This is a genomic window from Frankia sp. QA3, from assembly GCF_000262465.1.
In the GTDB taxonomy this organism is placed as follows: domain Bacteria; phylum Actinomycetota; class Actinomycetes; order Frankiales; family Frankiaceae; genus Frankia.
The window spans coordinates 5,269,387-5,294,569 of sequence record NZ_CM001489.1 but is presented as its reverse complement, the minus strand read 5'-3'; the positions used below and the strand labels follow the sequence as shown (position 1 = coordinate 5,294,569).

Annotated in this window: 18 protein-coding genes; 9 read left to right on the top strand and 9 right to left on the bottom strand. The window is 73.6% G+C overall.

What is annotated here, in order from left to right:
• Positions 1-10: 10 nt before the first annotated feature.
• A complete protein-coding gene (locus tag FRAQA3DRAFT_RS21685) occupies positions 11-1,606 on the bottom strand; it encodes a carboxylesterase/lipase family protein (RefSeq protein ID WP_009741198.1) in 1,596 nt (531 codons plus the stop codon).
• Between the two features lie 228 nt (positions 1,607-1,834).
• Between FRAQA3DRAFT_RS21685 and FRAQA3DRAFT_RS21680 the strand changes: the two genes are divergently transcribed.
• Complete coding sequence (locus FRAQA3DRAFT_RS21680; RefSeq protein WP_009741197.1) at positions 1,835-2,728, top strand: SDR family NAD(P)-dependent oxidoreductase; 894 nt, start codon at positions 1,835-1,837, stop codon at positions 2,726-2,728.
• Positions 2,729-2,779: 51 nt separating this feature from the next.
• On the top strand, positions 2,780-3,610 hold the full coding sequence (locus FRAQA3DRAFT_RS21675; RefSeq protein WP_009741196.1) for an SDR family NAD(P)-dependent oxidoreductase: 831 nt from the start codon (positions 2,780-2,782) through the stop codon (positions 3,608-3,610).
• Between the two features lie 51 nt (positions 3,611-3,661).
• Here FRAQA3DRAFT_RS21675 and FRAQA3DRAFT_RS21670 read toward each other — a convergent pair whose 3' ends face one another.
• The 3 genes from FRAQA3DRAFT_RS21670 to FRAQA3DRAFT_RS21660 all read right to left on the bottom strand — a co-directional run bounded on the left by FRAQA3DRAFT_RS21670 (position 3,662) and on the right by FRAQA3DRAFT_RS21660 (position 6,679).
• Positions 3,662-3,868 carry a hypothetical protein gene (locus tag FRAQA3DRAFT_RS21670; protein ID WP_009741195.1) on the bottom strand — a complete coding sequence of 69 codons (207 nt, stop codon included), beginning with the start codon at positions 3,866-3,868 and terminating at the stop codon, positions 3,662-3,664.
• Positions 3,869-3,927: 59 nt separating this feature from the next.
• Entirely contained in the window at positions 3,928-4,260 is a 333-nt protein-coding gene (locus FRAQA3DRAFT_RS21665) for a helix-turn-helix domain-containing protein (RefSeq protein ID WP_009741194.1), read from the bottom strand.
• A 340-nt stretch (positions 4,261-4,600) separates the two neighbouring features.
• On the bottom strand, positions 4,601-6,679 hold the full coding sequence (locus FRAQA3DRAFT_RS21660; protein WP_009741193.1) for a tannase/feruloyl esterase family alpha/beta hydrolase: 2,079 nt from the start codon (positions 6,677-6,679) through the stop codon (positions 4,601-4,603).
• Positions 6,680-6,908: 229 nt separating this feature from the next.
• On the opposite strand from FRAQA3DRAFT_RS21660, the gene FRAQA3DRAFT_RS21655 reads away from it, so the two are divergent.
• The 5 genes from FRAQA3DRAFT_RS21655 (at position 6,909) to FRAQA3DRAFT_RS21635 (ending at position 15,089) form a co-directional block, all read left to right on the top strand.
• On the top strand, positions 6,909-7,679 hold the full coding sequence (locus FRAQA3DRAFT_RS21655; protein ID WP_009741192.1) for an ABC transporter ATP-binding protein: 771 nt from the start codon (positions 6,909-6,911) through the stop codon (positions 7,677-7,679).
• Positions 7,680-7,785: 106 nt separating this feature from the next.
• Positions 7,786-9,156, top strand: a complete 1,371-nt coding sequence (locus FRAQA3DRAFT_RS21650) for an amidohydrolase family protein (RefSeq protein ID WP_009741191.1) — start codon at positions 7,786-7,788, stop codon at positions 9,154-9,156.
• 489 nt (positions 9,157-9,645) lie between these two features.
• Positions 9,646-10,680 (top strand): ABC transporter substrate-binding protein, encoded by a 1,035-nt coding sequence (locus tag FRAQA3DRAFT_RS21645; RefSeq protein WP_009741190.1) that lies wholly within the window; start codon positions 9,646-9,648, stop codon positions 10,678-10,680.
• Between the two features lie 16 nt (positions 10,681-10,696).
• Positions 10,697-13,597: an ATP-binding cassette domain-containing protein gene (locus FRAQA3DRAFT_RS21640; RefSeq protein ID WP_009741189.1), complete on the top strand. Its 2,901-nt coding sequence runs from the start codon at positions 10,697-10,699 to the stop codon at positions 13,595-13,597.
• Between the two features lie 73 nt (positions 13,598-13,670).
• Positions 13,671-15,089: an amidase gene (locus FRAQA3DRAFT_RS21635; protein WP_009741188.1), complete on the top strand. Its 1,419-nt coding sequence runs from the start codon at positions 13,671-13,673 to the stop codon at positions 15,087-15,089.
• A gap of 115 nt (positions 15,090-15,204) precedes the next feature.
• Here FRAQA3DRAFT_RS21635 and FRAQA3DRAFT_RS21630 read toward each other — a convergent pair whose 3' ends face one another.
• Entirely contained in the window at positions 15,205-15,807 is a 603-nt protein-coding gene (locus FRAQA3DRAFT_RS21630) for a TetR/AcrR family transcriptional regulator (protein ID WP_009741187.1), read from the bottom strand.
• A 390-nt stretch (positions 15,808-16,197) separates the two neighbouring features.
• Between FRAQA3DRAFT_RS21630 and FRAQA3DRAFT_RS21625 the strand changes: the two genes are divergently transcribed.
• Positions 16,198-17,232: a lysylphosphatidylglycerol synthase transmembrane domain-containing protein gene (locus FRAQA3DRAFT_RS21625; RefSeq protein ID WP_232291697.1), complete on the top strand. Its 1,035-nt coding sequence runs from the start codon at positions 16,198-16,200 to the stop codon at positions 17,230-17,232.
• A 270-nt stretch (positions 17,233-17,502) separates the two neighbouring features.
• Complete coding sequence (locus tag FRAQA3DRAFT_RS21620; RefSeq protein ID WP_035923274.1) at positions 17,503-18,273, top strand: AfsR/SARP family transcriptional regulator; 771 nt, start codon at positions 17,503-17,505, stop codon at positions 18,271-18,273.
• A gap of 98 nt (positions 18,274-18,371) precedes the next feature.
• On the opposite strand, the gene FRAQA3DRAFT_RS21615 is transcribed toward FRAQA3DRAFT_RS21620, so the two are convergent.
• The 4 genes from FRAQA3DRAFT_RS21615 to FRAQA3DRAFT_RS21600 are packed head-to-tail and all read right to left on the bottom strand — an operon-like array spanning position 18,372 to position 25,139.
• Positions 18,372-21,338 (bottom strand): LuxR family transcriptional regulator, encoded by a 2,967-nt coding sequence (locus FRAQA3DRAFT_RS21615; protein ID WP_009741184.1) that lies wholly within the window; start codon positions 21,336-21,338, stop codon positions 18,372-18,374.
• Positions 21,335-23,278, bottom strand: a complete 1,944-nt coding sequence (locus FRAQA3DRAFT_RS21610) for an ABC transporter ATP-binding protein (protein WP_009741183.1) — start codon at positions 23,276-23,278, stop codon at positions 21,335-21,337. The genes FRAQA3DRAFT_RS21615 and FRAQA3DRAFT_RS21610 overlap by 4 nt, the downstream gene beginning before the upstream one ends.
• Entirely contained in the window at positions 23,275-24,141 is an 867-nt protein-coding gene (locus FRAQA3DRAFT_RS21605; RefSeq protein WP_009741182.1) for an ABC transporter permease, read from the bottom strand. Before FRAQA3DRAFT_RS21605 ends, FRAQA3DRAFT_RS21610 begins: the two co-directional genes overlap by 4 nt.
• Entirely contained in the window at positions 24,138-25,139 is a 1,002-nt protein-coding gene (locus tag FRAQA3DRAFT_RS21600) for an ABC transporter permease (RefSeq protein ID WP_232292149.1), read from the bottom strand. Before FRAQA3DRAFT_RS21600 ends, FRAQA3DRAFT_RS21605 begins: the two co-directional genes overlap by 4 nt.
• Positions 25,140-25,183: the final 44 nt, after the last annotated feature.

Sequence of the window (25,183 nt, the reverse complement as noted above, 5' to 3'; positions counted from 1 at the left end):
CCCGGCCGATCTATCCCGCCGATACCCGGGCGTGGAGCTCGCGGATCGCCGGGCGGGGATCGTTCTCGACGCGGGACTCGGTGTCGAAGATCATGGTGGCGCGCCGGTCGAGCGTGTAGGGCGACCAGGCGGGCAGTCCGGGGTGGTTTGGATCGCCCTCCTGGGCGAAACGCACGAACGCCTCGCTGAGCGCGCGGGCCACCTGTGCATTCTCGGGCCGGTCACCGGCCATCGGGGTGAGCGGGTAATTGTCGAACACAAATGGGATCTCACCGCCGTGGGTGGCCCCGAGAATCCCGCCGAGCGCGGGCGTGGCGAAATCGAAACGGTAGACGTACACGGGGGCGCCGTTGGCGGCGATCTTCCGCTGGGCCCAGTCGATCCCGCCCCACCACATCACCCGGTCGGTCACGAAGGCGCACGCCAGCTCGCTCGGCGTCGCGTCCGGCCGCTCCGCGCGGTAGGCGCGCACGAACTCCGGCCCGGCGGCGCCGAACATGCCGCCGGCCAGCGCGGCCAGGCCGGCGTCGTCGAGGGAGCCGAACCACGGCATGCCCAACATGATCATCTTCATGTCGTCCCGCGTCGAACCGACCAGAACCGGGACGTCGGCGCCCAGTGGCGAGGCCACCGGATCCATCGGATGGGCGGGCAGGTTCCGGCCGTCGACGACCGCCTGGAAGGGCATGAACCGGTCGCCCTCGGCCGCCCCGGCGAGCCCGGCGCCGATCGGCACGCCGACCGCCTCCGCCTCCTCGACGAGCCGCTCGGCCGGCACGTCGTGCAGCTTCGCGACGTCCGGCCCGGCGATCCCGAGCCGGCCGAGCAGCTCCTCGGCGTTCGCGGTCGCCACGTCCGCCGGGCAGGAGCGGACCAGCGGGCCGCTCATCACCGCCGCCCGGTGGAACAGGCCCCTCGCCGCCGGCATGCCCAGCAGGATGGAGGTCTTCGACGCGCCGCCCGAGTCGCCGAACACCAGCACCCGGTTCGGGTCGCCGCCGAATCCGGCGATGTTGTCGCGCACCCACCGCAGGGCGAGCACGATGTCGAGCATGCCGGCGTTGCCCGCGTCGCGGTAGCGGTCCCCGGCCAGCTCGCCGAGGTGCAGGAAGCCGAGCGGGCCCAGCCGGTGGTTGATCGTGACGACCACGGCGTCGCCCCGGCCGGCCAGGGGAGCGCCGTCGTACAGCGGCCAGGAGCCCGAGCCCGTGCTGAAGGCGCCGCCGTGCAGCCACACCAGCACCGCGCGGGGGCGTTGCTGATCGACGCCGCCGGTCCAGACGTTGAGCACCAGACAGTCCTCGTCCTGGGCCGGTTCGTCCCCGGCCAGGCCGTGCAGGAACGCCAGGAACGGCGCCATCCGCGCGGTCGCGGCGGGATCGTCCGCACCGCCGCCCGCCTCGGCCGGGTGCGCCTGCGGCGCGGTCGGACCGTAGGATAAGGCGTCCCGAACACCCGTCCACGGCTCGGGCGGGCGGGCGGGCTGGAATCGGTTCGCGCCGGTGACGGATCCGCCGTACGGAATTCCCTTGAAAACGTGCACACCCGATGGTGTCGTCGTGCCGCGAATCCGGCCGCTCGACGTTTCGATGATGATATCCGGCATGGTCGGTCCTTTCCCGCGTGGCCCGTTCCCGGGTGCGAGTGATCCGGCTCGATGCATCGGAAATTAGGCGCCGACCGAAGGCGTGTCAACACTGTTCACCGCACCCGGTCGCGACCGGTTGACGTGGTCGCGGGCACTCTGAAACGCTGCTCGGTACCCGCACACGGGCCGCGGGTACCGGCTGGGCCGTGGGCGCCGGCGCGAGGCTGGGCCCGAGGGCTACTGAGGATGGAGCTGCCTGATGGGCGCGAGCGAGCTGTCCGGGAACGTCGATTCCGCACCGTTAGCCCGCTGCGCGGCGACGGCGGCCTGACGCCGATGGCCGCGCCCACCGCGGAACCCACTCCATCCACGAACGGCCGGCTCGCCGGGCGGGTCGCCGTCGTCACCGGTGCGGGCCAGGGCCTGGGCCGGGCGATCGCCGAGGCGCTGGCCGACGAAGGCGCCGCGGTGGCCCTGCTCGGCCGCACCGAGTCGAAGGTGGTCGCCGCCGCCGAGGAGCTGTCGGGCAAGGGCGCCCGGGTGCTGGCGCTGCGCTGCGACGTGGCCGAGCGGGCCGACGCGCAGGCCGCGGTCGCGGCGACGCTGGACGCGTTCGGCGGGGTCGACATCCTCGTCAACAACGCCCAGGGCGGGAACAACACCGTCCGCATCCCGACGGTCGATGCCACCGACGCCCAGCTCCTCGAATCCTTCGAGACCGGGCCGCTGGGCAGCGTGCACATGATGCAGGCCTGCTTCGAGGCGTTGCGGGACTCCGGCCACGGCGCGGTCGTCAACTTCGGGTCGGGGATCGGGGTGCGCGGCGCGCCCGGCCTGCTCGGGTACGCGATGGCGAAGGAGGCCATCGGCGGCCTGACGAAGGTCACCGCCATCGAGTGGGGCCGCTACGGGATCCGGGTGAACCAGGTCTGCCCGGCGGCCTGGTCGCCGGCGGCCGAGGAGTACATGAAGCAGAGCCCCGAGCGCTGGGAGCTGCAGCGCCGCCAGACTCCGCTGCGCCGGCTCGGCGACCCCTACGCCGACATCGGCCGGGCGATCGTCGGCCTGGTCAGCGACGACCTGCAGTACCTGACCGGGGCGACGCTCATGCTCGACGGCGGCCAGATCCTGCTGCGCTGAACCGGTCGCGCTCTCCAACCCCGCGGCAGGACGGACCGGAAGGGAACGGCGATGCCGGACAACCTGGTGGGCAAGACGGCGATTGTGACCGGCGGCAGCAGTGGCATCGGCCTGGCCAGCGTCGAGGCGTTCGTCGCCGAGGGCGCACACGTGGTCATCGGCGACATCCAGGACGAGCGCGGCCGGGCCGCCGCCGAGCGGCTCGGCGACGCCGCGATCTACGTCCACGCGGACGTCTCCGACGACGATCAGGTCGCGGGCCTGGTCGACACCGCGGTGCGGCACTTCGGCGGGCTGGACATCATGTTCAACAACGCCAGCGGCGCCGGCGACCAGGCCGGGTTCGTCGATCTCGGGCCGGACGGGCTCGACCGGTCGCTGCGCCTCATCGTCGGCTCGGCCGTCTCCGGGCACCGCCACGCCGCCCGGGTGTTCATCGAGCAGGGCCGCGGCGGCTCGATCATCACCACGAGCAGCGGTTCGGGCCTGCGCGGCGGCCTGGGCCAGCCGAGCTACGTGATCGGCAAGCACGCCGTCATCGGCGTGGTGCGCCAGGCCGCGGCCGAGCTCGGCCGGCACGGCATCCGCTCCAACGCGATCTGCCCCGGCATCACCATGACGCCGGTGCTGGGCATGGGCATCGCCCGGGACCGTCGACCGGCCTTCATGGAACACCTCGCCGAGGCGCTGCGCGACGAGCAGCCGGCCGGCCGGGTCGGGCAGCCCGAGGACATCGCCGCGGCCGTGGTGTTCCTGGCCAGCGACCTGTCCCGGTTCGTCAACGGGGTGATCCTGCCGGTGGACGGCGGCGCCGACGCGGTGAGCCTGGGCCGCTACGCCGAGATCACCACCGCCGTCCGGGCGGAGTTCGGCGGCCGCTGACCGCGGTGGCGATCGGGCCGAGGCTCCCGGCAACCTGCTCGGTCGGGTGCGCTACTCGACGTCCTTGAGAATGCCTTCGACGGACCGCAGCCGGGTCTGCATCTCGGCGAGGCGACCTCCCAGCTCGGCGAGCTGGCGTTCGGTACCCTCCTGGAACAGGACGGCTCGGTCCGCGATCGTCCGGTACTCCTTCTCCCGGGCGAGCGACGCCTTCGCCCGCCAGGTCGCGGCGAACTGCCAGATCGACACGATGACCACGGACGTGACCAGGGTGAAGACCCCGATGACGCCGATGATCTCCTGTCAGTCGTAGGGACTCATGCCGTTGCTCCCTTCTCCTGCGGGCTGAGGGTGCGGGCTGCCTGCGCGATGGTCCGCGGGGTCAGCTGGATCACGAACGCGGTGATCTCGTAGAACTTCATCGCCTTGCCATCCTCCGAGAGTTCAAGGCAGGCGGTCACGAGGCCGGCGGCCTCGAGCTTGCGCAGATGGACCTGCAGCAGGGCCCGGCTGATGTCCAGGTCCCGGGCCAGCCGGCTCACGTAGTTGCGCTCGCCGGCCAGCGCCGCGAGAACCCGCAGCCGGTGCGGGTTGGCAAGCGTGGCCATGATCTGCACCAGCTCGTCCCCGGATGGATCGGATCTCGTCACTTGCGGGCCCACCTCTGTCACGTGCAGATCCCCGTCACTCCAGATCCCTGTCACTCCAGATCACTGTCACTCCAGATCACTGGCACTCCAGATCCCTGTCACTCCAGATCACTGGCACGTGCGAATCTCTGGCACGTGCAAAAAAACCTTAGCATGTGCTGGATCAGGCTAGCATGTGAGGACCGGAAAGCAAGGCCCGCGGCGCGACCGGTCCGCCGGGGTGCCGCGGGGGGTGGCGCCAGTGGTGCCGGGGGTGCCGCCGGGGTGGGCGCAGACGCGTCGCGGGGCCGGCTGCGCGACGGTGCGCGGCCGGCCCCGCGACGGGCTGGGGTGAGGCGGGTCAGGTCACGACGATCCGCACGGAGGCGACGTTCGGGATGCGGCGGTGCACGGCGTCGCGGTCGCCGTCCCGGTGGGACCACACCCGGGCGGTGGCGAACCGGGTACCCGGCGTGGGGTAGGTGTGCGTCCTGGTCAGGCTCACGGCGGTCGGGGTGCCGTCGACGTCGGCCGGGTCGGCGAACGAACCCGAGCCGTCGAGGTCCCACTCGACCGCGACGATCGTGCCGGCCCCCGGGGGCACCTCGGCGTCCACCCGCAGGGTCACCGCCGTGCCCGCCGGCACCTCGGCCCGCTCGCCGCCGTCCACCGTCGCCGAGACCACCGGCTGGATGCCGCCGCGTTCGGCCGCGGTCGCCGGCAGCACGACCCGCCCGTCGCGGAACTCGTAGCGCGACCCGGCGGGCTCGACGCCCTGCTCCACCCAGGCGACCAGGTCGAGCAGGCTCTGCTCGATGACGGGCAGGTAGTCGATGAGCCACGTCGAGGTGGCCCGGTCGGGCGCCGACGGCAGGTACGCGGGCGGGATGTGCTCGGCGTTCTCGGTCCAGCGCAGGCGGAACCGCTCGGCGGCCGCCTCGGGGCCCCGCACGGCGCGCACCGCCGCCTCGTACACCAGGCCCTGCGGCGGCCACAGCGAGGCGTCGTGGGTGTGGTGCACCCACAGCAGCTTCCCCTCGTACTGGCCCGAGTAGGCCACGCCCATCAGCGGCGACATCGTGGGCACCCGGTTCTGCGGGTAGATCGGGCGGCCGTCGGGGCGCAGGAAGTCGAACGCCGGCTCGTCCATCAGATGGTGGCGGTAGTAGTAGCAGAACGCCAGGAACCGGCGGTTGTCGACGTGGATCTCGTCGCCGACCTCGACGTCGCGGAAGCGCAGCAGGTTGGCCTCGGCGACGCCGTCGGCGCTCAACAGGTCGCCGGCGTGGCCCATGCAGTAGAGCTGGCGCCCCTTGGCCTTCCCGCTGAGCAGCTTCAGGCCCGCGCCGAGGCGGTAGCCATCGCCGAGGCCCTCGACCTCGATCGCCATGGGCAGATCGGGCCCCGCGCTCATCAGTGACGCCATCACCCGCAGGCCGCCGTACTCCGGTCCGGCGTAGGCGGGGTCGGTCAGCAGCTCGCGTCCGGTGACCACCCGGCTCACGGTCGTGGTCACGTCGAGGATGTCGTCGGCCAGGGCGTCCGGCGCGTCGTGGCCGACGTAGCCGGGCTGCGTCCAGAAGGCCGTGAAGTACTCGGCGTCCTCGGTGGCGAGCCGGTCGGCGATGGACGACCAGAGCCAGATCTGCCCCATCGGTGAGAAGATCATGAACTCGTCGCCGCGGGGGTAGCCGAGCTGGTAAAGGTTGGCGAGCTCCTCGCGCTGGTGCGTGGTCAGCCCGGCGTAGGGGTCGCCGCTGCCGCCCGGCCGCATCGCGTCGACGACCCCGGGGGCGACGCGGCGCAGCAGGCGCTGCACATTGAACATCGACGCGAAGGCCATGACCTGGGCGCCCTTCATGAGCGCGGTGGTGCCGTGCGCGGCGATCTCGCCGCCGCCCATGAACGGCAGCGCGCCGTCGTAGACGCCGGTGCCGTACTCCAGACACAACGGCGAGCGCCGCCCGCCGCCGCTGCCGCCCCAGACGTAGGCGTGGTGGGGCGGGGCGCCGTACACCTGGGCGGCGACGTGCTTGGAGAACCGGGCGGTCTCGACGCTGGCGCGGTGGCCGTAGAGGGTGGGGTCGTCGCCGCCGCGGGGGTCGATGTCGTCGCCGATGTGGCCGGAGTTCGACTCGACCATGTAGCCGCCGAGCCGGGAGATGAGGGCCAGCCCGCCGATCACGTCGCCCATCGGGCCGCCGAAGGCGTCCTCGTGGCCCGCGTGGGCCCCTTCGAGCGGGTGGAACAGGCGGCCGTCGTAGGAGTCCTCGGTGGGGAAGTAGAAGGTGAAGCGGGTGTCGGTGTCGTGAAAACCACCGTGCACGTGGCGGTGGGGTAAGGGGCTTTCGCGCCATTCGTCGGAGTCGATGTAGGGCGAGCCGAAGAATGAGTCGGCGGGAATGTAGGAGGCTACCTCGATCTTTCCGTCCACGTCCATGACAGCAGTCATCCTCCACGCGTTTGGTGGGGTACTGGGAATGCCGACCGCAGCCGCCGCCGGGCGACCGGTGCGGGCGCAGCGTACGTCCGCGGCGGCCACCAAGTCAACGGTGTTCACCACCTCGGGACGGACGGGTCGGACGGGCGCCACCGAGTCGGTCTGGAATGCACGAAGCGACCACCGGAAGGGCCATGGACATCGGTCGTCCGGGCGGTACCGTCCTCGCATGACGACCACTTCCGGTAACCCGGCGCCCCAGCAGAACGGCACTGCCCTCTTATCGTCCGAAGGCCCCCCGCGGCCACGGCTGGAAACCCGCGGCCTGTCGGTCGGCTACGGGTCCACCCCCGTGGTGCACGACCTGAATCTGGTGCTGCGGCCCGGGGAGGTCGTGGCGCTGCTCGGGGTCAACGGCGCGGGCAAGACGACCACGGTCCGGGCGCTGGCGGGGGAGCTGCGGCCCCTGCGCGGCGAGGTGCTGTTCGACGGGCGCCGCACGACCGCGCCGCTGCACCGCCGCGCCCGCGGCGGGTTGCGCTACATCACCGAGGAACGGTCGGTGTTCATGGAGCTGTCCGCGGCGGACAACCTGCGTCTGGGCGGGGGCGGGCGCGATCGGTGCCTGGAGCTGTTCCCGGAGCTGGCGCCGCTGCTGCCCCGCCGGGCGGGCCTGCTCTCCGGTGGCGAGCAGCAGATGCTCACCCTGGCGCGCGCGCTCGCGGCGGACCCCCGGGTGCTGCTCGCCGACGAGCTCTCGCTCGGGCTCGCGCCCCTGGTCCTCGAACGCCTGCTGCTGGCCGTGCGCGCGGCCGCGGACCGGGGCGGCGCGGTGCTCCTGGTCGAACAGCACGTCCGGGACGCCCTCGAGGTCGCGGACCGCGCGTACGTGCTCAGCCATGGGCGGGTGGTGCTGGAGGGCGAGGCCCGTGAGCTGCGGGGCCGCATCGGCGAGATCGAGCGGACCTACCTGTCGAACGCCGAGCTGGCGACCGGCTGACCCCGTCACCCGACTGCGGGCTCTGGCACTTTGGTGAGGTGAACGCTGTTGACACCGCGGCGCGGCAAGGGCAGGGTGAGCGAACTCGATCTATGAGGTGAGTCACATGGGACAGCGATTGGTCCTCGTCTCCGCCGACGGTCACACCGGAGCTCCCCCGCAGGCCTACCGCGACTACATCGAGCCCGAATACCTCCCCGACCTCGACCTCCTGGCGGCGGAGAACGACGAGTGGCTCTCCGTCGTGATCACTGCCAAGGGCTCGTCCGACGAGACGCTCGAGGTCATCGACGGGCGGGAGGCCATCCGCACCGACGGTGAGCTCGGCGCGTTCGACCTGGACCGGCGGGTGCGCGAGCTCGACGCCGAGGGCATCGCCGGCGAGCTGCTGCTGTCCGGCCACCAGATGTGCACGCTGCCGTTCTTCGGCGTCGTGAACAACCCCTACCCGCCGCGGCTGCGCGCCGCCGGGACCCGGGCCTACCACCGCTGGCTGGCGGACGCGATGGCCACCGCGCCCGGCCGGCTCTACGGCATCGCCGAGGCGGGGCCGTGCCTGGACCTGGCCGCGACCGTCGCCGAGCTGGCGTGGGTGGCCGAGCACGGCTTCGTCGGGGTCCTGCTGCCCGGCATGGTCGCCGACCCCGCGCTGCCGCCGTTGCACGACCAGTACTACGACCCGTTCTGGGCGGCCTGCGCCCGCCTCGGGCTGGTGGTGACCGTGCACGCCGGCTGGGGCGGGGTGCAGGGTCAGTTCCAGGCGTTCCTGCGGCAGGTGCACGAGGCGCTGGGCGAGTCCCGCGAGATCGACCTGAACCTGCAGCAGCGGCTGCGGGAGCAACTGGACGCCGGCGCCGACTCGCCCCTGCGGCTCGATCTGGGGCCGCGCCGGGCCATGTGGCAGCTCATGCTGGGCGGGGTGTTCGACCGCTTCCCGGACCTGCGCCTGGCCCTGACCGAGGTGCGGGCCGACTGGCTGCCGGCGACCCTGCGGCGCCTGGACGAGCGCGCCGCCCGCGCGGACATCGCGCTGAAAAGGACACCGAGCGAGTACTTCCGCCTGCACTGCGCGGCGATCCCCTCCTCGCCCCACCGCGCCGAGATCGAGATGCGCCACGAGATCGGCGTGGGACGGCTGCTGTTCGGCGTGGACTTCCCGCACCCGGAGGGGACCTGGCCCAACACCCGTGACTGGATCCGCGCCGCGTTCGCCGGTGTGCCCGAAGGGGAGGCCCGGGCGATCCTCGGCGAGAACGCCATCGACGTCTACGGCCTCGACCGGGCGGCCCTGGCGCGTGCCGCCGCCCGCGTCGGCCCGCGGCCCGAGGAGGTGCTCGGCGAGCACGAGGTCGACCCGCGCCTGCTCGCGCACTTCCACAAGCGCTCCGGGTACGCCCGCACGGCCGAGGACGTCGACCTGGCCGCCGTGGACGAGGCCTGGGACGACGACCTCGTCGCGCTCGCCCCCGGCGGCTGATCGCCCCGGCTGCCCCCGTCCCCTGCCCTGCTCGCCCGCCCTCCTGCCCCGCCCGCCCTCCTGCCCCGCCCGTACCCGCCGGCCGCCACCCGTGCCCCCGCCGGCCGTGCCCGACCGCGCCGAATGCCACCGGAGAATCGATCCGTCAAATATCCGGAGCGGATCGAAAAATCGACCCTCCTAGGTCCTCTGCTGCCCGCGTTCAGGAATACATAAAAGGCGCTCAGCCGATACTTGCGGACCGGGATGCAAGCTGGTAAAAAACGAGCTGTAGCCCCGGTATGAAACAGCTCACACCTCTTCTGGTAAGGTTCGGGAACCCGTGGGGAGCACATGGTCGGGAGCAGGAATTCACGAACGTCGGCGATTATCGTCGGATTATGTCTGGCGCTAGTGCTAGCAGCATGCGGCGGATCGTCGTCGGATGGCGGGGCGGGCGGATCGCCGAGCGCTTCGCCGCCCATTTCATCGGACGTCAGCGCCAAGATCATGGTGATCGGCGACCTGACCAGTACCATTCCCTTCAAGGTGCCGGAGGTCGTCCCGACGGCGCGCGGGGTGCTCCGCGGTTTTCCCAACGTGCGGATCGAGACCTGCGACTCGAAGGGAACCTCCGGCGGTTATCAGACCTGCGCCCGGCGGGCGATCACCGAGAAGGTCGCCGGGGTGATCCAGGGCTTCGTCACGGCTCGGGACCAGACGGCGCTGACCAGGGCCGGCATCCCGGTAGTCGGGGTCAGTGACGACACGAGCCCCAACTCCTTCCCGGTCAGCTCGTCGTTCGCGCTCTACGTCTCCCTCGGGGTGGGCCTGGCCGAGACGGGCTGCACCCGGCTCGGCATCGTCTACCTCGACGGCTCGGACTTCCTCGTCGACTACATCAAGCGGGGGTTCGAGTCCCGGGGCGGCAAGGAGGTCGCACGGGCCCCGGTCGCGGCCAACGCCGCGGACCTGTCGCCCGCCGTGGCGAAGCTGACCGGCGCCGGCGCCACGTGCGTGGCGGTCAGCCTGGTCCCGAGCGGCGCGGCGCAGGCGCTCACCGCCCTGCGCCAGAGCGGTCGCACGCTCACGATCGGCGGGATCTCGGCCATCTTCAACGAGGACCTGCTCAGCTCGCTGGGCAGCCTCGCCGACGGCCTCATCGTCGTCGACAGCCAGCTCAACTCCCACGACTCCGACGCCGCCGGGATCGGGCAAGTGCGGGCGGACGCGCGGGCCGTCGACTCCAAGACCAAGATCACCGAGCAGGCCGTCGTCGCGTGGATCGCCGCGCGACTCGTCGCGAACGCCCTGCGCAGCACCTCCGGCGAGGTCACGCCCGCCTCGCTCACCACCGCGCTCAACGGCCTGCGCGGCGTGGACCTCGCGGGCGTCGTCCCGCCCTGGACCTCGCAGCCGCTGGACAACCCGTCGTTCCGCCGGGTGTTCAACCACTACGGGGTCAACTACGAGATCTCCGGCGGCGGCAAGGCGGTTCGCCAGGGCGAGTTCTACGACATCGCCCCCATCCTGCGAACCAAGTGATCCGCGGGGGATCGAGATGACCGAGGTATTCAGATTCGCCGCGCTCGGCGTGGGCGCCGGCGCGCTGTACGCGCTGGCCGCCGTCGGACTCGTCCTGGTCCACCGCGGGTCGGGCGTGGTCAACTTCGCCCAGGGCGCGATGGGCATGGTCGGCGCCTACGTGTACTTCGAGGGCCGCGAGAGCGACCTGCCCGAGCCGGTCGCGGTGGTCCTCGGGCTGCTCGCCGCCGCCGTGCTCGGCGCGGTGTTCCACCTGCTGGTGCTGCGCCGGATGCGGGGGGCGTCCGGCCTCGCCCGGATCGTGGCGACCCTCGCCCTGCTGGTGGTCCTGCAGTCGGTGGCCGTGCTGCGCTACGGGGATCTGCCAAAGGTGATCCCGTCGATGCTGCCGATCGAACCGGTCGGCGTCTTCGGGGCGCAGATCGGGCGGGACCGCCTCTACATCCTCGCCATCGTCGTGGTGCTCACCGGCGCGCTGTGGGCGGTCTACCGGTTCACCAGGTTCGGCGTGGCGACCAGCGCGGTGGCGGAGAACTCCCGGGCGGCCGCGGCCCTGGGCGTCTCGCCGGATCTCATCGCGGCGGCGAACTGGGCGATCGGCGCGGCGCTCGGCGCGCTCGCGGCGATCCTGCTCGCGCCGATCACCGGACTCGGCCCCGCGAACCTCACCTACCTCGTCATCCCGGTGCTGGCCGCGGCGGTGGTGGGACGGTTCGCGTCGTTCCCGATCACCCTCGCCGCGGGGCTGGTGATCGGGATCGGGCAGTCCGAGGTGACGCGGTACGTCACCGCGCCCGGCCTGGCCACCGCCGTCCCGTTCGTCCTGGTCGCGGTGGTGCTGCTCGCCCGCGGGCGCACGACCGCCGGGAAGGGCGACAGCTTCGGCCGGATGCCGCGCCTGGGCGCCGGCCGTCCCCACCGGCTCGCGACGCTCGCCGCGGTGCTCGTGGCGGTCGTGTGCATCTGGTGGTTGCTGCCCGCCGGGTGGGTCAACGCGCTGCAGCTCCAGATGATCGTTGCGATCATCCTGATGTCCTTCGTGGTCGTCACGGGCTACGCCGGTCAGGTCTCCCTCGTCCAGATCGGCTTCGCCGGAGTCGGGGCGCTGATGACGGCCTGGCTGGTGGCCGACCACGGCTGGCCGTTCTGGCTCGCCGCCCTCGCCGGCGTCCTCGCCGTCGTACCGGTCGGGATCGTGGTGGGCCTCGGCGGGCTGCGCACCCGCGGGGTCCACCTCGCGATCCTCACCCTGGGACTGGCGATCTCGCTGGAGGCCGTCGTGTTCGGCAACCCCCGCTACACCGGCGGGGTCGAGGGCTACCCGGTCGGCGGCATCAGCGTGTTCGGGCTGACGGTCGACGCGCTGACCTTCCCGAAGCGGTACGCGAGCCTCGTGCTCGCCGTCCTCGTCATCGTCGCCCTGGCGATCGTCAACCTGCGCCGGTCCCGCGCCGGGCGGCGGCTCATCGCGGTGCGGACCAACGAGCGCGCCGCCGCGGCACTCGGCATCTCCGTGGTCGGCGCGAAGCTCTACGCCTTCGTCCTGGGCGCGATGATCGCCTCCCTCGGCGGCATCCTGCTCGCGTTCCACGATCCCGTGCCGAGCTTCGGCTCCTTCGCGGGCCTGCAGTCGGTGACGGCCCTGCAGAACTCGGTCCTCGGCGGCGTCGGGGCCACCGCGGGGCCGCTGGTGGGCAGCTCGTTCGCCCCGGAGACCCTCGGCCAGCAGATCTTCGGGTTCCTCGGCGCGAAGGTGGCGCTCTACCTGGCGCTGGCCAGCGGAGTCGGGCTGCTGTTGATGCTGACCTCCGCGCCCGACGGGCTGGTGTTCCTGCGCCACCGCGCCGACGACCGGTTGCGCGCGCTGGTGGCCGACCGCCTTCCCCGGCGGCTTCCGGGGCTCCGGCCACGCGCGCGGCTGGCGACCACCCCTGCGTCCGTAGCTTCGACGTCCGTATCGCCGACGTCCGAATCGCCGACGTCCGTATCTTCGACGTCCGTATCTTCGACGTCCGAATCGCCGACGCTCGAGGCCGGGGGGGCAGGGCGCGCGGTGGGCCGGGAGCACCATCGCGTCCCGCCGCTCTCGCTCGAGCTGCGCGGGGTGTCGGTGCGCTTCGGCGGCGTCGCCGCGCTGCGCGAGCTGAGCCTGCGCGTGCGTCCGGGCGAGATCGTGGGCCTGATCGGGCCGAACGGTGCCGGCAAGAGCACGACGATCGACGCGATCACCGGCTTCACCACCCTGGCCGGCGGTGAGGTGCGTCTCGGCGAGACGCGCATCGACGGCTGGAGCCGCGAACGGCGGGCGCGCGCCGGGCTCGGTCGGTCGTTCCAGTCGCTGGAGCTGTTCGAGGACCTGACCGTCCTGGAGAACCTCCAGAGCGCCTGCGACCGTCGGGACAGCCTCGCCTACGTCACCAACCTGGTCGTCCCGGACCGCGGCCGGCTCACCCCCGCCGGCTGGGCCGCGGTCGCCGACTTCGGGCTCGCGCCGTTCCTCGACACGCCGGTGCAGGACCTCGGCTACGCCCACCGGCGGATGCTCGCGGTGGCTCGCGCCGTGGCGGGCGGCCACAGCGTCCTGCTGCTCGACGAGCCGGCGGCCGGCCTCGGCGACGCGCAGACCCGCGAGCTCGGCGCGGTCCTGCGCCGGCTCGCGGACGAGCGCGGGATGGCCGTCTTCCTCGTCGAGCACAACGTCGACATGGTGCTGCGCACCTGCGACAGCGTCTACGCGCTCGACTTCGGGGCGCTGATCGGCGCGGGCACGCCGGCCGAGATCAGCGGCACGCCGGCCGTCGTCGACGCCTACCTGGGCACCGCCCGATTCCGCGCCGACGGCGCGCCGGCCGTGCCGGACGACCTCGGTGCCGCAGTGCGGGAGGAGACCCCTGAACCGGCCCGCGGCACCGCGTGACCCGACCCGACCCGACCCGACCCGACCCGACCCGACCCGACCCGACCCGACCCGACCCGAGGAGACGATCGGCATGAGCGAGGAACTCACCTGGCTTCCGGCGTGGCGAATCCGGGAGCTGATCGGCAAGCGCGAGGTGTCCTGTGTGGAGGTCACCGAGCACTTCCTGGGCCGCATCGAGGAGTTCAACCCCACCCTGCGCGCCTTCGAACAGGTCGACGCCGCCGGTGCCCGCGAGCAGGCCCGGCGCGCCGACCGGGCGGTGGCCGGCGGCGAGGCCCTCGGGCCCCTGCACGGAATCCCGACGTCGGTGAAGTCGCACATCCGGGTCGAGGGGCTGCGCTACGTCCAGCCGGGCACGGACGTGGTGTCGACCTTCGACGACATCGGTGTCGAGCGCCTGCGCCGGGCCGGGGCGATCATCATCGGCACGAACACGATGATGGGCGCCGGTGCCGACCTGACGCTCGCCCGGGACCGGCCCGGTGTGTTCAGCCCGTTCAACTGGGACGCCGAGGCGCTCAGCCCGTGGGACACCACCCGGGTCCCCGGCTGGTCGAGCTCCGGCGGTGCCGCGACGGCGGCGGCCCGGCTGCTGCCGGTGACCATCGGCTCGGACGGCGGGGGCTCGACCCGGCTGCCGGCGGCGTACTCGGGGGTGGTGGGCCTGCACACCTCGCGCGGGCTCATCCCTCACGTCAACTACGACAAGCCGACGATGCTGCTCACCGCCAGCTACGGTCCGCTGGCCCGGTACGTCCGCGACGCGGCGCTGTTCACCCGCGCGATGAGCGGCGGCGACGGGCGGGACTACGTGTGCCTGCAGGACGACACCCCCGATCCCCTCGACGCCCTCGACCGGGGCATCGAGGGGATGTCGATGGCGTGGACCGAGGACTTCGGCTTCGCCGCGACCTACGCCACCGCCGACAGCGCGCGGATCATCGACGTCGCCCGGGCGGCCGCGCACAGCCTCGCCACCCTCGGCGCCACGGTCGAGCCGACCGAGGAGGTCTGGGAGGACCGCGCCGAGCGGGGAACCGTGCGCTGGACGGTGGAGCCCTCCGTCTACGAGGCCATGGTCGGCACCAACACGGCCCCGCTGCCGGCGCTGGACCCGGTGCTCTACCGCGAGCAGGCGCAGTCGCGGGCGCGCAACTGGGAGCGTTTCCAGCGCCTGTTCCGGCGCCACGACGTCATCCTGTCGGTCACCGCGCAGCGGATCGCCGCCCCCGTCGAGGAGTGGGAGCGAGCCTGGACCGTCGACGGCCCGGCCTTCCCGGGCGGCAGCTTCGCCCCGGTGTACTGCAGCCATACGATGATCTTCAACTGGCTGGGGTTTCCCGCGGTGACGGTGCCGTGCGGCTTCGTCGACGGCCTGCCCGTCGGGCTGCAGATCGCTGCCTGGCACGGCCGCGAGGACCTCGTTCTCCGCGTCGCCCAGGCCTTCCAACAGGCGTTCCCGCGCGACGAACACCCGGCCGTCAGCTGACGTCGGCGGCTCGGCTGGTGGCGGCTCGGCTGGTGGCGGCTCGGCTGGTGGCGGCTCAGGCGGTGGCGGCTCAGGCGGTGGCGGCTCAGGCGGTGGCGGCTCAGGCGGTGGCGGCTCAGGCGGTGGCGGCGCGGTCGCGTTCGAGAGACCGGTGGGCGCCGTCGAGCACCAGGTCGAGCCCCGCGGCGAACTCGGCATCCGCGTGCTCGCCCAGCGTCAGCGTCGCCGGCGCCAGCATCGCCCCGGAGGTGTAGAAGAACAGGACCCGCACCACCCGCTCCGCGCCGGCCGGAGAGAAGCCGACGCCCCGCAGCGTCCCGTTCAGGGATGTGTAGAGCTGATGCGGCATCGGGTCGGTGACGTGCGCGGAGATGTGGCCCGCCATCCCCGGGTAGGCGCCGACGACCTCGCGGAAGCGCAGCAGGAACGACCGGATGCCCCGGCACCAGTCCGCGCCGGTCGGCTCGCACGGGCCGATCCGGGCGTAGAGCTCGAGCGTGACCAGGCGCAGGAGATGCTCCTTCGTCGGCACGTGCTTGTACGTCGCGCCGACCGCGACGCCGAGGCGGTCGGAGAGGCGGCGCATGGTGAGGCCCTCCACCCCGTCCACCCCGATGATCTTTAGAGCCTCGCCGACGATCTCGGCTTCGTGCAGCGCGCCGCGCCGCGGCCCGCCGCGGCCGGTGCCACGGCTACTCCCCTGCGCGGCAGCATGCATGTCAACAGCCTAGATCCGCGGGCAGGGCGGGATCGGATGATGTCCCGAGGTGGAGGGGAACACCACGCCCGCCGCCGTGGCGGACTGCGTAAGGTGACGGGGCATTCCGAGATGGTTACGCCGTTGGTGGCGTGATGGTTACCGGCTGGGCTGGGCGGGCACCGGGGGACGTGCCGGCGTGGCGTTCGAGGGGAGGTGGCCGCCGTGCCGGGGGGCAGACCCGAGGCGGAGGAACCGCACCCGCCGGTTCCGGACGAGCCGCGGCACCCGACCGAGCCCGCCGCAGGCGAACCGCCGGAGTCGCCGGCGGGACGCCCAGAGGGCGCGCAGGACCGTCCGGGGGGCGCGCAGGACCGTCCCGATGCCTCGGCGGCACGTCGAGACGTGCCGGTGGAACCGCCGGATGCCGGGGCTGAGCTCTCCGCCGGCGACGTCGTGCCGGGCGGCTTCGGCTGGGCGCGGGTGGCCGGTCGGGTCGTCCCGCTGGCCGCGACCGGGGTGGCGCTGTACCTGCTCATGCCGCAGTTGCTCGCGGTGTTCTCCGCTTTCCCCCGGCTGCGGGCGTTCCAGCCGCTGTGGTACCCGGCGATGGTGCTGCTGGAGGCGGCCAGCTTCGCCTGCGTCTGGCAGCTCCAACGGATCGCGATCAGCGGGTTGAGCTGGTTCCTCTCGGTCACCTCGCAGCTGGTCTCGAACAGCATCAGCCGGATCGTGCCGGGCGGGATCGCGGTCGGCGGCGCCGTGCAGTTCCGCATGCTGAACCGGGGCGGCTGCGATCCCGCCGCCGCCGGGTTCGCGCTGACCGCGACCTCCATGGTGACCACCGGCGTCGTGTTCGGCCTGCCCCTGGTCGTCCTGCCGGTGATCGCCTTCGGTCAGCCGGCGCCGAGCGGGCTCACCACGATCGCCACCACCGGGGGGCTGGCGTTCGTCCTGCTCGTGATCGTCGGCGTGGTCCTCGCGTGGTCGGACGCGACGGTCCGCCTGCTCGCTCGGGCGGTCGGCCGGCTGGCCCGGCTGGCCCGGCGGTCGACGCCCGCGGACCTTCCCGACGTGCTCGTCGCCCGCCGTACGGACGTGATCCGCTCGCTGGGGAAGCGCTGGCCCGCGGCCGTGCTGACCGCGGCCGGCAAGTGGGGGCTGGACTACCTCGCGCTGCTCGCGGCGCTGGCCGGGGCCGGCCAGCATCCGAGAGTGTCCCTCGTGCTGCTCGCTTACGTGGCCGCCAATGTTCTCGCTATGATCCCCATCACGCCTGGTGGTCTCGGCTTCGTCGAGGCGGGGCTGACCGGCACCCTCGCGCTCGCCGGGGTGCCGGCGGCGGCCGCCGCGGTGTCGACGCTGGCCTACCGGCTGGTGTCGTTCTGGCTGCCGCTGGCCGCCGGGGCTCCCGCCTGGGTCGCCTACCGCGTCCGGTACCGGTGACCCGCGTTCCGGGGGCCGGTGGCCGCGGTGCCGATCCCGCTGCCGTTACGTGAGTGTGTCTCGGGCGAGCGAGAAGTCGGAGTACTACGCGATTCCTCCAATATGCGGGCCGCGGGGGGCGTGAGACGGTGGGCGACGTGCCCGCCGCCCGCCCTGGAAGTCCGGGCGAGGCGCGGCGGCGTTCGGCCGTCGGATGCGGCCGAGGCGCAGGGCGCCCAGCCCGTCGGGTTCGGCGCGCGTCACCGACGTCTACTTCCCGTGGGGCAGGCCGTGCGATACGAGATCCTGGGACCTCTTCGCGTGCTGGACGGCGATCGGCAGGTGCGCGTGAGCGCCCCGAAGCTGACCGTGCTGCTGGCGGTGCTGCTGGCCCGGGCCCGGCAGGTGGTCGCCGCCGACCTGCTGGTCGCCGAGATCTGGCCGGACGACCCGCCGCGGCGGGCGACCGCCGCGCTGCACGTCTACGTCTCTCAGCTGCGCAAGCTGCTCACCTGCCCCAGGCGCCCGCAGTGCCCGATCATCACGCGGTCGCCGGGATATCTGCTGGCCGTCGAGCCGGAGGCCGTCGACCTGCACCAGTTCGAGCAGCGGGTGGCGGCCGGCCGGCGCCATGCCCGCTCCGGCCGGCACCCGCAGGCGATCGAGCAGTTCACGGCCGCGCTCGCGCTGTGGCGCAGTCCCGCCCTCAGCGATCTGCGCGACGGCCCGATCGTGGACGCCTTCGTCACCCGGCTGGAGGAGGCCCGGCTGGAGTGCCTGGAGATGATGATGGAGTCCGGGCTCAGCGCCGGCCGTCACCGCGAGCTCGTCGGGCAGCTGTTCGAGCTGACCCTGGAACATCCGATGCGGGAGGCCTTCTACCGCCAGCTCATGATCGCGCTGTACCGGTCGGAGCGGCAGGCCGACGCGCTGCGCGTGTACCAGCGCGCGCGGGGGCTTCTCGCCGAGGAGCTCGGCGTCGAGCCGGGCCGCCCCCTGCGGGAGATCCAGCGCGCCATCCTGCTCGACGACGACCGGTTCGAGCTGCCCTCCACGGGATGACCGGACGCCCCTGCGCCGCGCGACTCGGCGACCGGCCGGGCACCGGCATCGCGCGGCCCGGCCGGCCCGGTCGGCCTTCATCGCGGCCCGGTCGGCCTTCATCGCGGCCCGCTGCCGTCGATGAGCCGGACCAGCGCCACCCGGGAGGACACGCCGAGCTTGCGGTAGATGCGGGTCAGGTGCGCGTCCACCGTCCGCGGGCTCAGCCGCAGGTCGTAGGCGATCTGCCGGCTCGTCTTGCCACCGACCGCCACCAGGGCGATCTCGCGTTCCCGGGGGGTGAGGCCGGCCAGCGCGTCGACTCCGGCCGATCGCCGCTCGTCCAGCGCGCGCAGGGCGGCGCGGGCCTGCGCGCCCAGCCGGTGTGCCCCGCACCGGCCGGCCAGCTCGGCCGCGACGGCGAGCTGGTGGGCGGCCGGGTTGGGACGCCCCGCCGCCGCCAGACACATCCCGCCCTGCACCAGCAGGTAGGTGCGCAGCGAGAGCATGCCGGCGGCGGCGAACAGGTCCGCCGCCTGCTGGTACAGCGCGCCGGCCAGGGCCGGCTCGGTCTGGCGCAGCGCGTGCGCCCGGGCAGCGAGGGCGTGCCCGCGCTGGTAGCCCAGATCCAGGCGCTCGGCGGCCTGTTCGGCGCCGTCCGCCCAGCGCAGGGCGGCGGGGGTGTCCCCGAGGCGTTCGGAGGCGGCGGTGAGCGCCTCGAACGCCATCGGGCGCAGGACGGGCGACAGCTCCGCCAGTGTCTCGCCGCCGCCCGTGTCGAGGATCAGCGCCATCGTCCGGTGCGGATCGCCGCTGTCGGTCTCGGCCGCGTACGCGGTCCAGATCGCCGCCACATCGCCCCACCAGGACCGCCGCGGCGTCGGCCGGGCGGTGAACCGCTCGATGGCGGCCTCCTCGGCCAGCGTGGCCGCCCGCCGGCTGCCGTGGCCGTCGATCCACACCCCGGCCAGCGCCTCGATGGCATCGGCGAGGTTCGTGTGGTGGCCGCGCCGGGTGTTGCGGATCAGGTGCTGCACCTCGGCGGCGGTCCGGCGGGCGTCGGCCAGCCGGCCGACCCGGTGGTAGACCGCGCCGAGCCCGCCGAGCAGCAGCGGCAGGGTGTCGTCGCGGCCGGAGCGGCGGGCGAGGGCGGCCCCGCGGCTGAAGTGCCGTTCGGCGTCGAGCTGGCGGCCCAGCACCGAGTCCGCCCAGCCGAGCAGGGCCAGGTGCTCGGGATGGTCGGCGAGGTCGGCGTCGGGCAGCCGGTCGGCGATGGCGATGCAGCGGGTCACGGTCGTCGCGGCCGCCGGGATGTCGCCGCCGAACGCCTCGACGACGCCGCGCAGGGCCAGCGCGCCGACCTCGGCGGTGTGGTCCTGCTGCTCGCGGGCCAGCCGTAGCAGCAGGCCCAGATCGTCGGGGCTGGGCGGCGTCCCGTCGAGCAGCCCCACCGCCGCCCGGGTCAGCAGCAGGGTGATGACGGCCGGCCGAGCCTGCGGGCGGACCGGCCGTCCGGCGGCCGGTGGGTGGGCGCGTTGCCCCGGCGGCTCGCCGATGGCGGCGTCGATCTCGTCGGTGAGGATCGCCTGCGAGTCCGCGTGCTGCCCGAGGGAGTAGGCCAGCATCGCGCAGAGGGAGGCGAGGTCGGCACGGGCCGTCGCCGGCCGCGTGGCGGCCAGCCGCAGGGTCTGGCGGATCTGCGCCAGGCTCTCGGCGAGCTGCCCGGCCGAGCCCAACGCCCGGGCGAGGCTGAGGGACAGCTCGCCGCGCAGGCCCTCGACCCGGTCCGGATCCCCGCCGTCGACGCCCGCGAGGATGCGCAGCGCCAGGCGCAGCCAGCGCACGGCATCGGGCGGCGCGCTGGCCAGTGACTCCTCGGCCGCCCAGGCGAGCACCTCCACCTCCTCGAACCCCGAGTCCTGCGGGCAGTGCTCGATGTGCGCCGCGAGGACAGCCGGTGGCGCGCCGGACAGACCGAGGATCCGCGCCGCCCGGCGGTGCGCCGCCCGGCGCCAGCCCGGGTCGAGGGTCGGGTAGAGCATGCGGGCCAGCAGCGGATGGCGCAGCCGGTAGGTCGCCCCGTCGCCGGTCGCCACCAGCAGGTCTCGCGCGGTGAGGTTGGCGACGGCGACGCAGGCCGGTTCGACCCCCAGCTCGGCGACGGCGGCGATGGTGTCGACGTCGAACGTCTCGTCGACGACCACCGCCGCCCAGACCACGCGCAGGCACGCCGCGTCCAGCTCGGCGAGCTCGGCCAGCACCGGGCTGACCAGGTCGCGGGGAGGCTGGTCGAGGTCGCCCGGGTCGTCCGCACGGCCCACGCCGGACGCGAGCTCGGCCCAGGTGTGGGAGGGGCCCGGGTGGGGCGCGAGGGCGGCGAGACCGAGCAGGTAGTGCGGAATGCCCCCGCTCACCTGATGCAGCTCCCGCAGCAGTGGGTCGTCCGCGGCCAGCCCGGTCAGGAGCGCCGCCTGGTCCAGGGTGAGCGGTGGGACGTCGATGCGGTCGACCGTGCCGATTTCCTCGCCGTGGGCGAGGGAGGCGAGCAGCCGGGGCGGGCTCTGGCGCGGCCGGTGCGCCAGGACGAGCAGCAGGTGGGCGTCGACCGGCCAGCGGACGAGATGGTCGATGAACGCGCTGGACGCCTCGTCCGCCCAGTGGGCGTCGTCGACGATCAGGACGAGCCCGTCGCCGGCCGCCCGGCCCAGCAGCAGCCGGGCGGCATCGAACAGCGAGCCCGCGGCATCCGGGGTGGACAACATGGCGGCCAGCAACGGGCCGGGCGAGGACCGGTCGGCCTCCGCGGAGGCGGGCGGAGAGATGGACAACAGCCGGCTGAACACCCCGAAGCGGACCGCGTGATCGGTCTCGGCGCACCGACCCCGGATGACCGGCAGGCCGCGCCGGGCCGCCTGCCGGGTCAGCTCGCCGAGCAGTCGGGTCTTGCCGATGCCGGGCTCCCCGCGGACCTCGACGATGCGCCCCTGGCCGGTTGCCAACGCCTCGAGTGCCGCCAGCAGGCGGCGACGTTCCTTCGGCCGGACGGCGCGCGGCCGCCGGCCGGCGCCGGAACGTGAGCCGGTCAAGTGAGGGCGGGCCGGGGCACGGCGGCCAGCAGGGCCCGGGTGTACTCCTGCGCCGGCTGGGCGAAGACCTGCCCGACCGGGCCGGTCTCGACGACCCGGCCGTCCTTCATCACCACCAGCCGGTCGCTGATGTGGTGGATCACGCCGAGGTCGTGGGAGATGAACAGCATGGCGACTCCGAGATCGTGCTGGAGCCCGGCGAGCAGGTCGAGGATCTGAGCCTGGACCGAGACGTCGAGCGCGGAGACCGGCTCGTCGCAGACGAGCAGCTCGGGCTCGGTGGCCAGGGCCCGTGCGATGGCGACCCGTTGCCGCTGACCACCGGAGAGCTCCAGCGGACGCCGCCGCAGCAGGCCGGGCGCCAACCCCACCCGTTCGAGCAGGTCGACGACCCGGTCACGGCGTTGCTGCCCGCGACGTACCCCGGCCGAACCCAACGCCTCACCGATGATCTTTTCGGTGGTGAACCGTGGATCGAACGATCCCAGCGGGTCCTGGTAGACGGCCTGGATGCGCGGCCGGAGGGCTCGCCGCCGGCGTTCCGGCAGCCCGCTCCAGGGCGCGCCGGCGAAACGCACGGTGCCGGAGTCCGGGGCCTGCATCCCCAACACGATCCGGGCCACGGTCGTCTTGCCGGACCCGGACTCGCCGACCACGCCGAGGGTCTCGCCGGCGAACAGCTCGAACGAAACGTCCTGCACGGCGTGCCGCCAGGACCCGTCGGGGGAGCGGAACCGCTTGTGGATCGCGGCCACCTCGACGAGTGGGCCGGCCCCGGTGACCCGGTCCGTCCGCCCCACCCCGGCCGCCGGTGCGGCCGTGACGGTCGCCGAGACCGCGGCGGTGGGTGGGGGCGGACCCGGATGCCAGCACAACGTCCGGTGGCCGGGCTCGTCGCCCGCCAGGGGCGGCAGCTCGGCGCGGCAGCGCTCGTCGCTGCGCGGGCAGCGGGCCGCGTACGGGCAGCCGGCTGTGGCCGGCGGGCGGTCGACCGGCGTGATCGACAGCCGGGTGCCCTTGGCGTGCATCGCGGGCACGGCCGCGAGCAGCGCCTGCGTGTACGGGTGACGAGGGTCGGCCAGCACCGCCGCGGTCGGCCCCTGCTCGACGACCAGCCCGCCGTACATGACCGCCACCTGGTCGGCGAGCCCGGCGACGACGGCCAGGTCGTGACTGATCAGCAGGACCGACATGCCATCCGCGGCGAGGCCGCGCAGCAGGTCGAGCACCTGCGCCTGCACGGTGACGTCGAGGGCGGTGGTGGGTTCGTCGGCCACCAGCAGCTCCGGGCCGGCGGCCAGCGCCGAGGCGATCAGCGCGCGCTGGCGCAGGCCGCCGGAGAGCTGGTGCGGGTACTGCGCCGCCCGCTGGGCCGGCTCGGGCACGCCCACGTCGGTGAGCAGGCTCAGCACGCGGGGGCGCACCTCGGCGCGGTCGACGACCCGGTGGGTGCGCAGCGCCTCGGCGATCTCCGCCCCGGCGGTGCGCAGCGGGTCGAGGGAGACCAGGGCGTCCTGGAGCACCAGTCCGATGTGCCGCCCGCGGATGCGCCGCCACGACGCCTCGCGCAACCTGGTCAGATCCTGGCCGTCGAAGCCCAGCCGCCGCGCGCTGACCGTCGCGCGGCCGCCCGTCAGCCCGACGAGCGTCCGGGCGGTGACGCTCTTGCCGGAACCGGACTCCCCGACGATGGCGAGGCACTCGCCTCGGCGCAGGGTGAACGACACGTCCCGCACAGCGCGGACGGGGCGCGCGGACCGGGCGTCGAAGGTCACGCTGAGCCCCTCCACGACCAGCAGGGGATCACCGGCCGGCACGGGAGGCCGCACCGCCGCGCTCGGCCCGTCCGCCGGGAGGGCCGCCGGGACCGCCGTCGAGACGGACACCGGCGCCGCCGGGGCGAGGGTCGCCGGAGCGGGCGCCCCGGAGGGGTCGCTCATCGGCTGGTCCTCCTCGTGTAACGCGCCTGGGCGTGGCGTCCCACGACGTTGACGGTGATCACCGTGACGGCGATCGCGGCGCCCGGGAACACCCCGATCCACCAGGCGGTGGACAGGTAGTTGCGGCCCTCCGAGAGCATCAGCCCCCACTCCGGGGTCGGCGGCTCGGCGCCGAAGCCGAGGAAGCTCAGGCTGGAGGCGGCGATGAGCGTGGTGCCGAAGCCGACGGTCGCCAGCACCAGCAGCGGGCCCAGGGTGTTCGGCAGGATGTGCCGCGCGACCAGCAGCCAGCGGCGCAGGCCCAGCCCGACGGCCGCCTCGACGTAGCCGGAGCGGCGCACCACCAGCGCCTCCGCCCGCACCATCCGGGCGTAGCCGGGCACCGTGGAGATCGCCACGGCGAGGGTCAGGTTCCACGCGCCGTTGCCGAGCACCGTCATCGCCAGCAGGGCCAGCAGCAGCGGCGGCAACGCCAGCAGGACGTCGGCCAGCCGCATCAGCACCGTGTCCGCCGCCCGGCCGCCGAGTGCGGCGGCCAGACCCAGCACGGCGCCACCCAGCACGCCGAGCACGGTCGCGCCCACGCCGAGCCGCAGCGACCGGCCGGCCCCGTGGGCCACCCGGGTGAACACGTCCCGGCCGAGCTGGTCGGTGCCGAACCAGTGCGTCCCGCTCGGGCCGCGCAGCGCGTCGACCGACGCGGTGCCCGTCGGGGACCTGTCGGTGAACAGCCCCGGCACCACCGCAATGAGGATGATCAGCAGCAGGACGCCGGCCGCGAGCACCAGCCCGAGCCGGGGCGGCCGACGTCCGCGGGTCAGGCTGCGCCGGCCGAGCCCGACGGCGGCGTCGATCGCCGTCATGTTCCTGCGCCCTTCACGCCCGCCTTCTTCATGTCCGGCGCCGGCTCCTCGTGGTTCTGCTCGCGCTGTGGTTCTTGGTCGTGCTGCGGTTCTTGGTCGTGCTGTGGTCCTCGGCCCTTGTCCTCGGCCCGCAGCCGCGGGTCGATGGCAAGGTAGAGCAGGTCGACGGCGGTGGAGATCACGACGAACACCAGCGCGGACAGCAGCACGACGCCCATGACGACGGGCATGTCCCGGCTGCTGACCGCCTGTAGCGTCAGTGCACCGATGCCGGGCCGGGCGAAGACCTTCTCCACGAGCACCGCGCCGCCCAGCAGCGTGCCGGTCAGCCAGCCCGACAGCGTCACCAGCGGCACCGTCGCGTGGCGCAGCGCGTGCCGCAGCCGGACCGCGGTCTGGCTCAGGCCCCGGGCCCGCGCGGTGGTGACGAAGGGCTGTTCGAGCGCGGTCTCCAGCCCCTCCCGCAGCACCTGGCCGAGGATCCCGGCCACCGGCAGGCCGAGGGTCAGCGCGGGCAGCACCAGCGCGGAGAACCCGTCGGCCCCGGCGACCGGGAACAGCTCGATGCGGAACGAAAACGCGGTGAGCAGCAGGATGCCCAGCCAGAACGACGGCGTGGACACCGCGACGAGCTCCCAGAGGTTGGCCAGCGCGCGCAGGCCGGGGCGGCGCCCCGCGGTGGCCACCGCCGAGGCCACCGCGAGGACCACCGCCACGACGATCGCGGCCAGGGCGAGCTCCACCGTCGGGCGTAGCTGGTCCCCGATCAGTCTCGACACCGGCTGCTGGAGCTGGTAGGACTCGCCGAGATCGCCCTGCAGGAGCTGGCCCAGGTAGTGCAGGTACTGCATGATCAGCGGGCGGTCGAGGCCCAGATCGAGCCGGATCTGCGCCCGCACCTCGGGAGAGGCCATGGTCGACGGCCCGAGGATGATGGCCACCGGATCGCCGGGCAGCAGGTGCAGGGCGATGAACGCGGTTGTCGCCGCGCCCAGCATGACCGCCGCCGCGGCGGCCACCCGGCGGCCGACGGCGGCGGCCA

Coding starts and splice junctions, on each gene's coding strand:
- FRAQA3DRAFT_RS21685 (WP_009741198.1), bottom strand. CDS start 1,606: ATGCCGGATATCATCATCGAAACGTCGAGCGGCCGGATTCGCGGCACG.
- FRAQA3DRAFT_RS21680 (WP_009741197.1), top strand. CDS start 1,835: ATGGAGCTGCCTGATGGGCGCGAGCGAGCTGTCCGGGAACGTCGATTC.
- FRAQA3DRAFT_RS21675 (WP_009741196.1), top strand. CDS start 2,780: ATGCCGGACAACCTGGTGGGCAAGACGGCGATTGTGACCGGCGGCAGC.
- FRAQA3DRAFT_RS21660 (WP_009741193.1), bottom strand. CDS start 6,679: ATGGACGTGGACGGAAAGATCGAGGTAGCCTCCTACATTCCCGCCGAC.
- FRAQA3DRAFT_RS21655 (WP_009741192.1), top strand. CDS start 6,909: ATGACGACCACTTCCGGTAACCCGGCGCCCCAGCAGAACGGCACTGCC.
- FRAQA3DRAFT_RS21650 (WP_009741191.1), top strand. CDS start 7,786: ATGGGACAGCGATTGGTCCTCGTCTCCGCCGACGGTCACACCGGAGCT.
- FRAQA3DRAFT_RS21645 (WP_009741190.1), top strand. CDS start 9,646: ATGGTGATCGGCGACCTGACCAGTACCATTCCCTTCAAGGTGCCGGAG.
- FRAQA3DRAFT_RS21640 (WP_009741189.1), top strand. CDS start 10,697: ATGACCGAGGTATTCAGATTCGCCGCGCTCGGCGTGGGCGCCGGCGCG.
- FRAQA3DRAFT_RS21635 (WP_009741188.1), top strand. CDS start 13,671: ATGAGCGAGGAACTCACCTGGCTTCCGGCGTGGCGAATCCGGGAGCTG.
- FRAQA3DRAFT_RS21630 (WP_009741187.1), bottom strand. CDS start 15,807: ATGCATGCTGCCGCGCAGGGGAGTAGCCGTGGCACCGGCCGCGGCGGG.
- FRAQA3DRAFT_RS21610 (WP_009741183.1), bottom strand. CDS start 23,278: ATGAGCGACCCCTCCGGGGCGCCCGCTCCGGCGACCCTCGCCCCGGCG.
- FRAQA3DRAFT_RS21605 (WP_009741182.1), bottom strand. CDS start 24,141: ATGACGGCGATCGACGCCGCCGTCGGGCTCGGCCGGCGCAGCCTGACC.
- FRAQA3DRAFT_RS21600 (WP_232292149.1), bottom strand. CDS start 25,139: ATGCTGGGCGCGGCGACAACCGCGTTCATCGCCCTGCACCTGCTGCCC.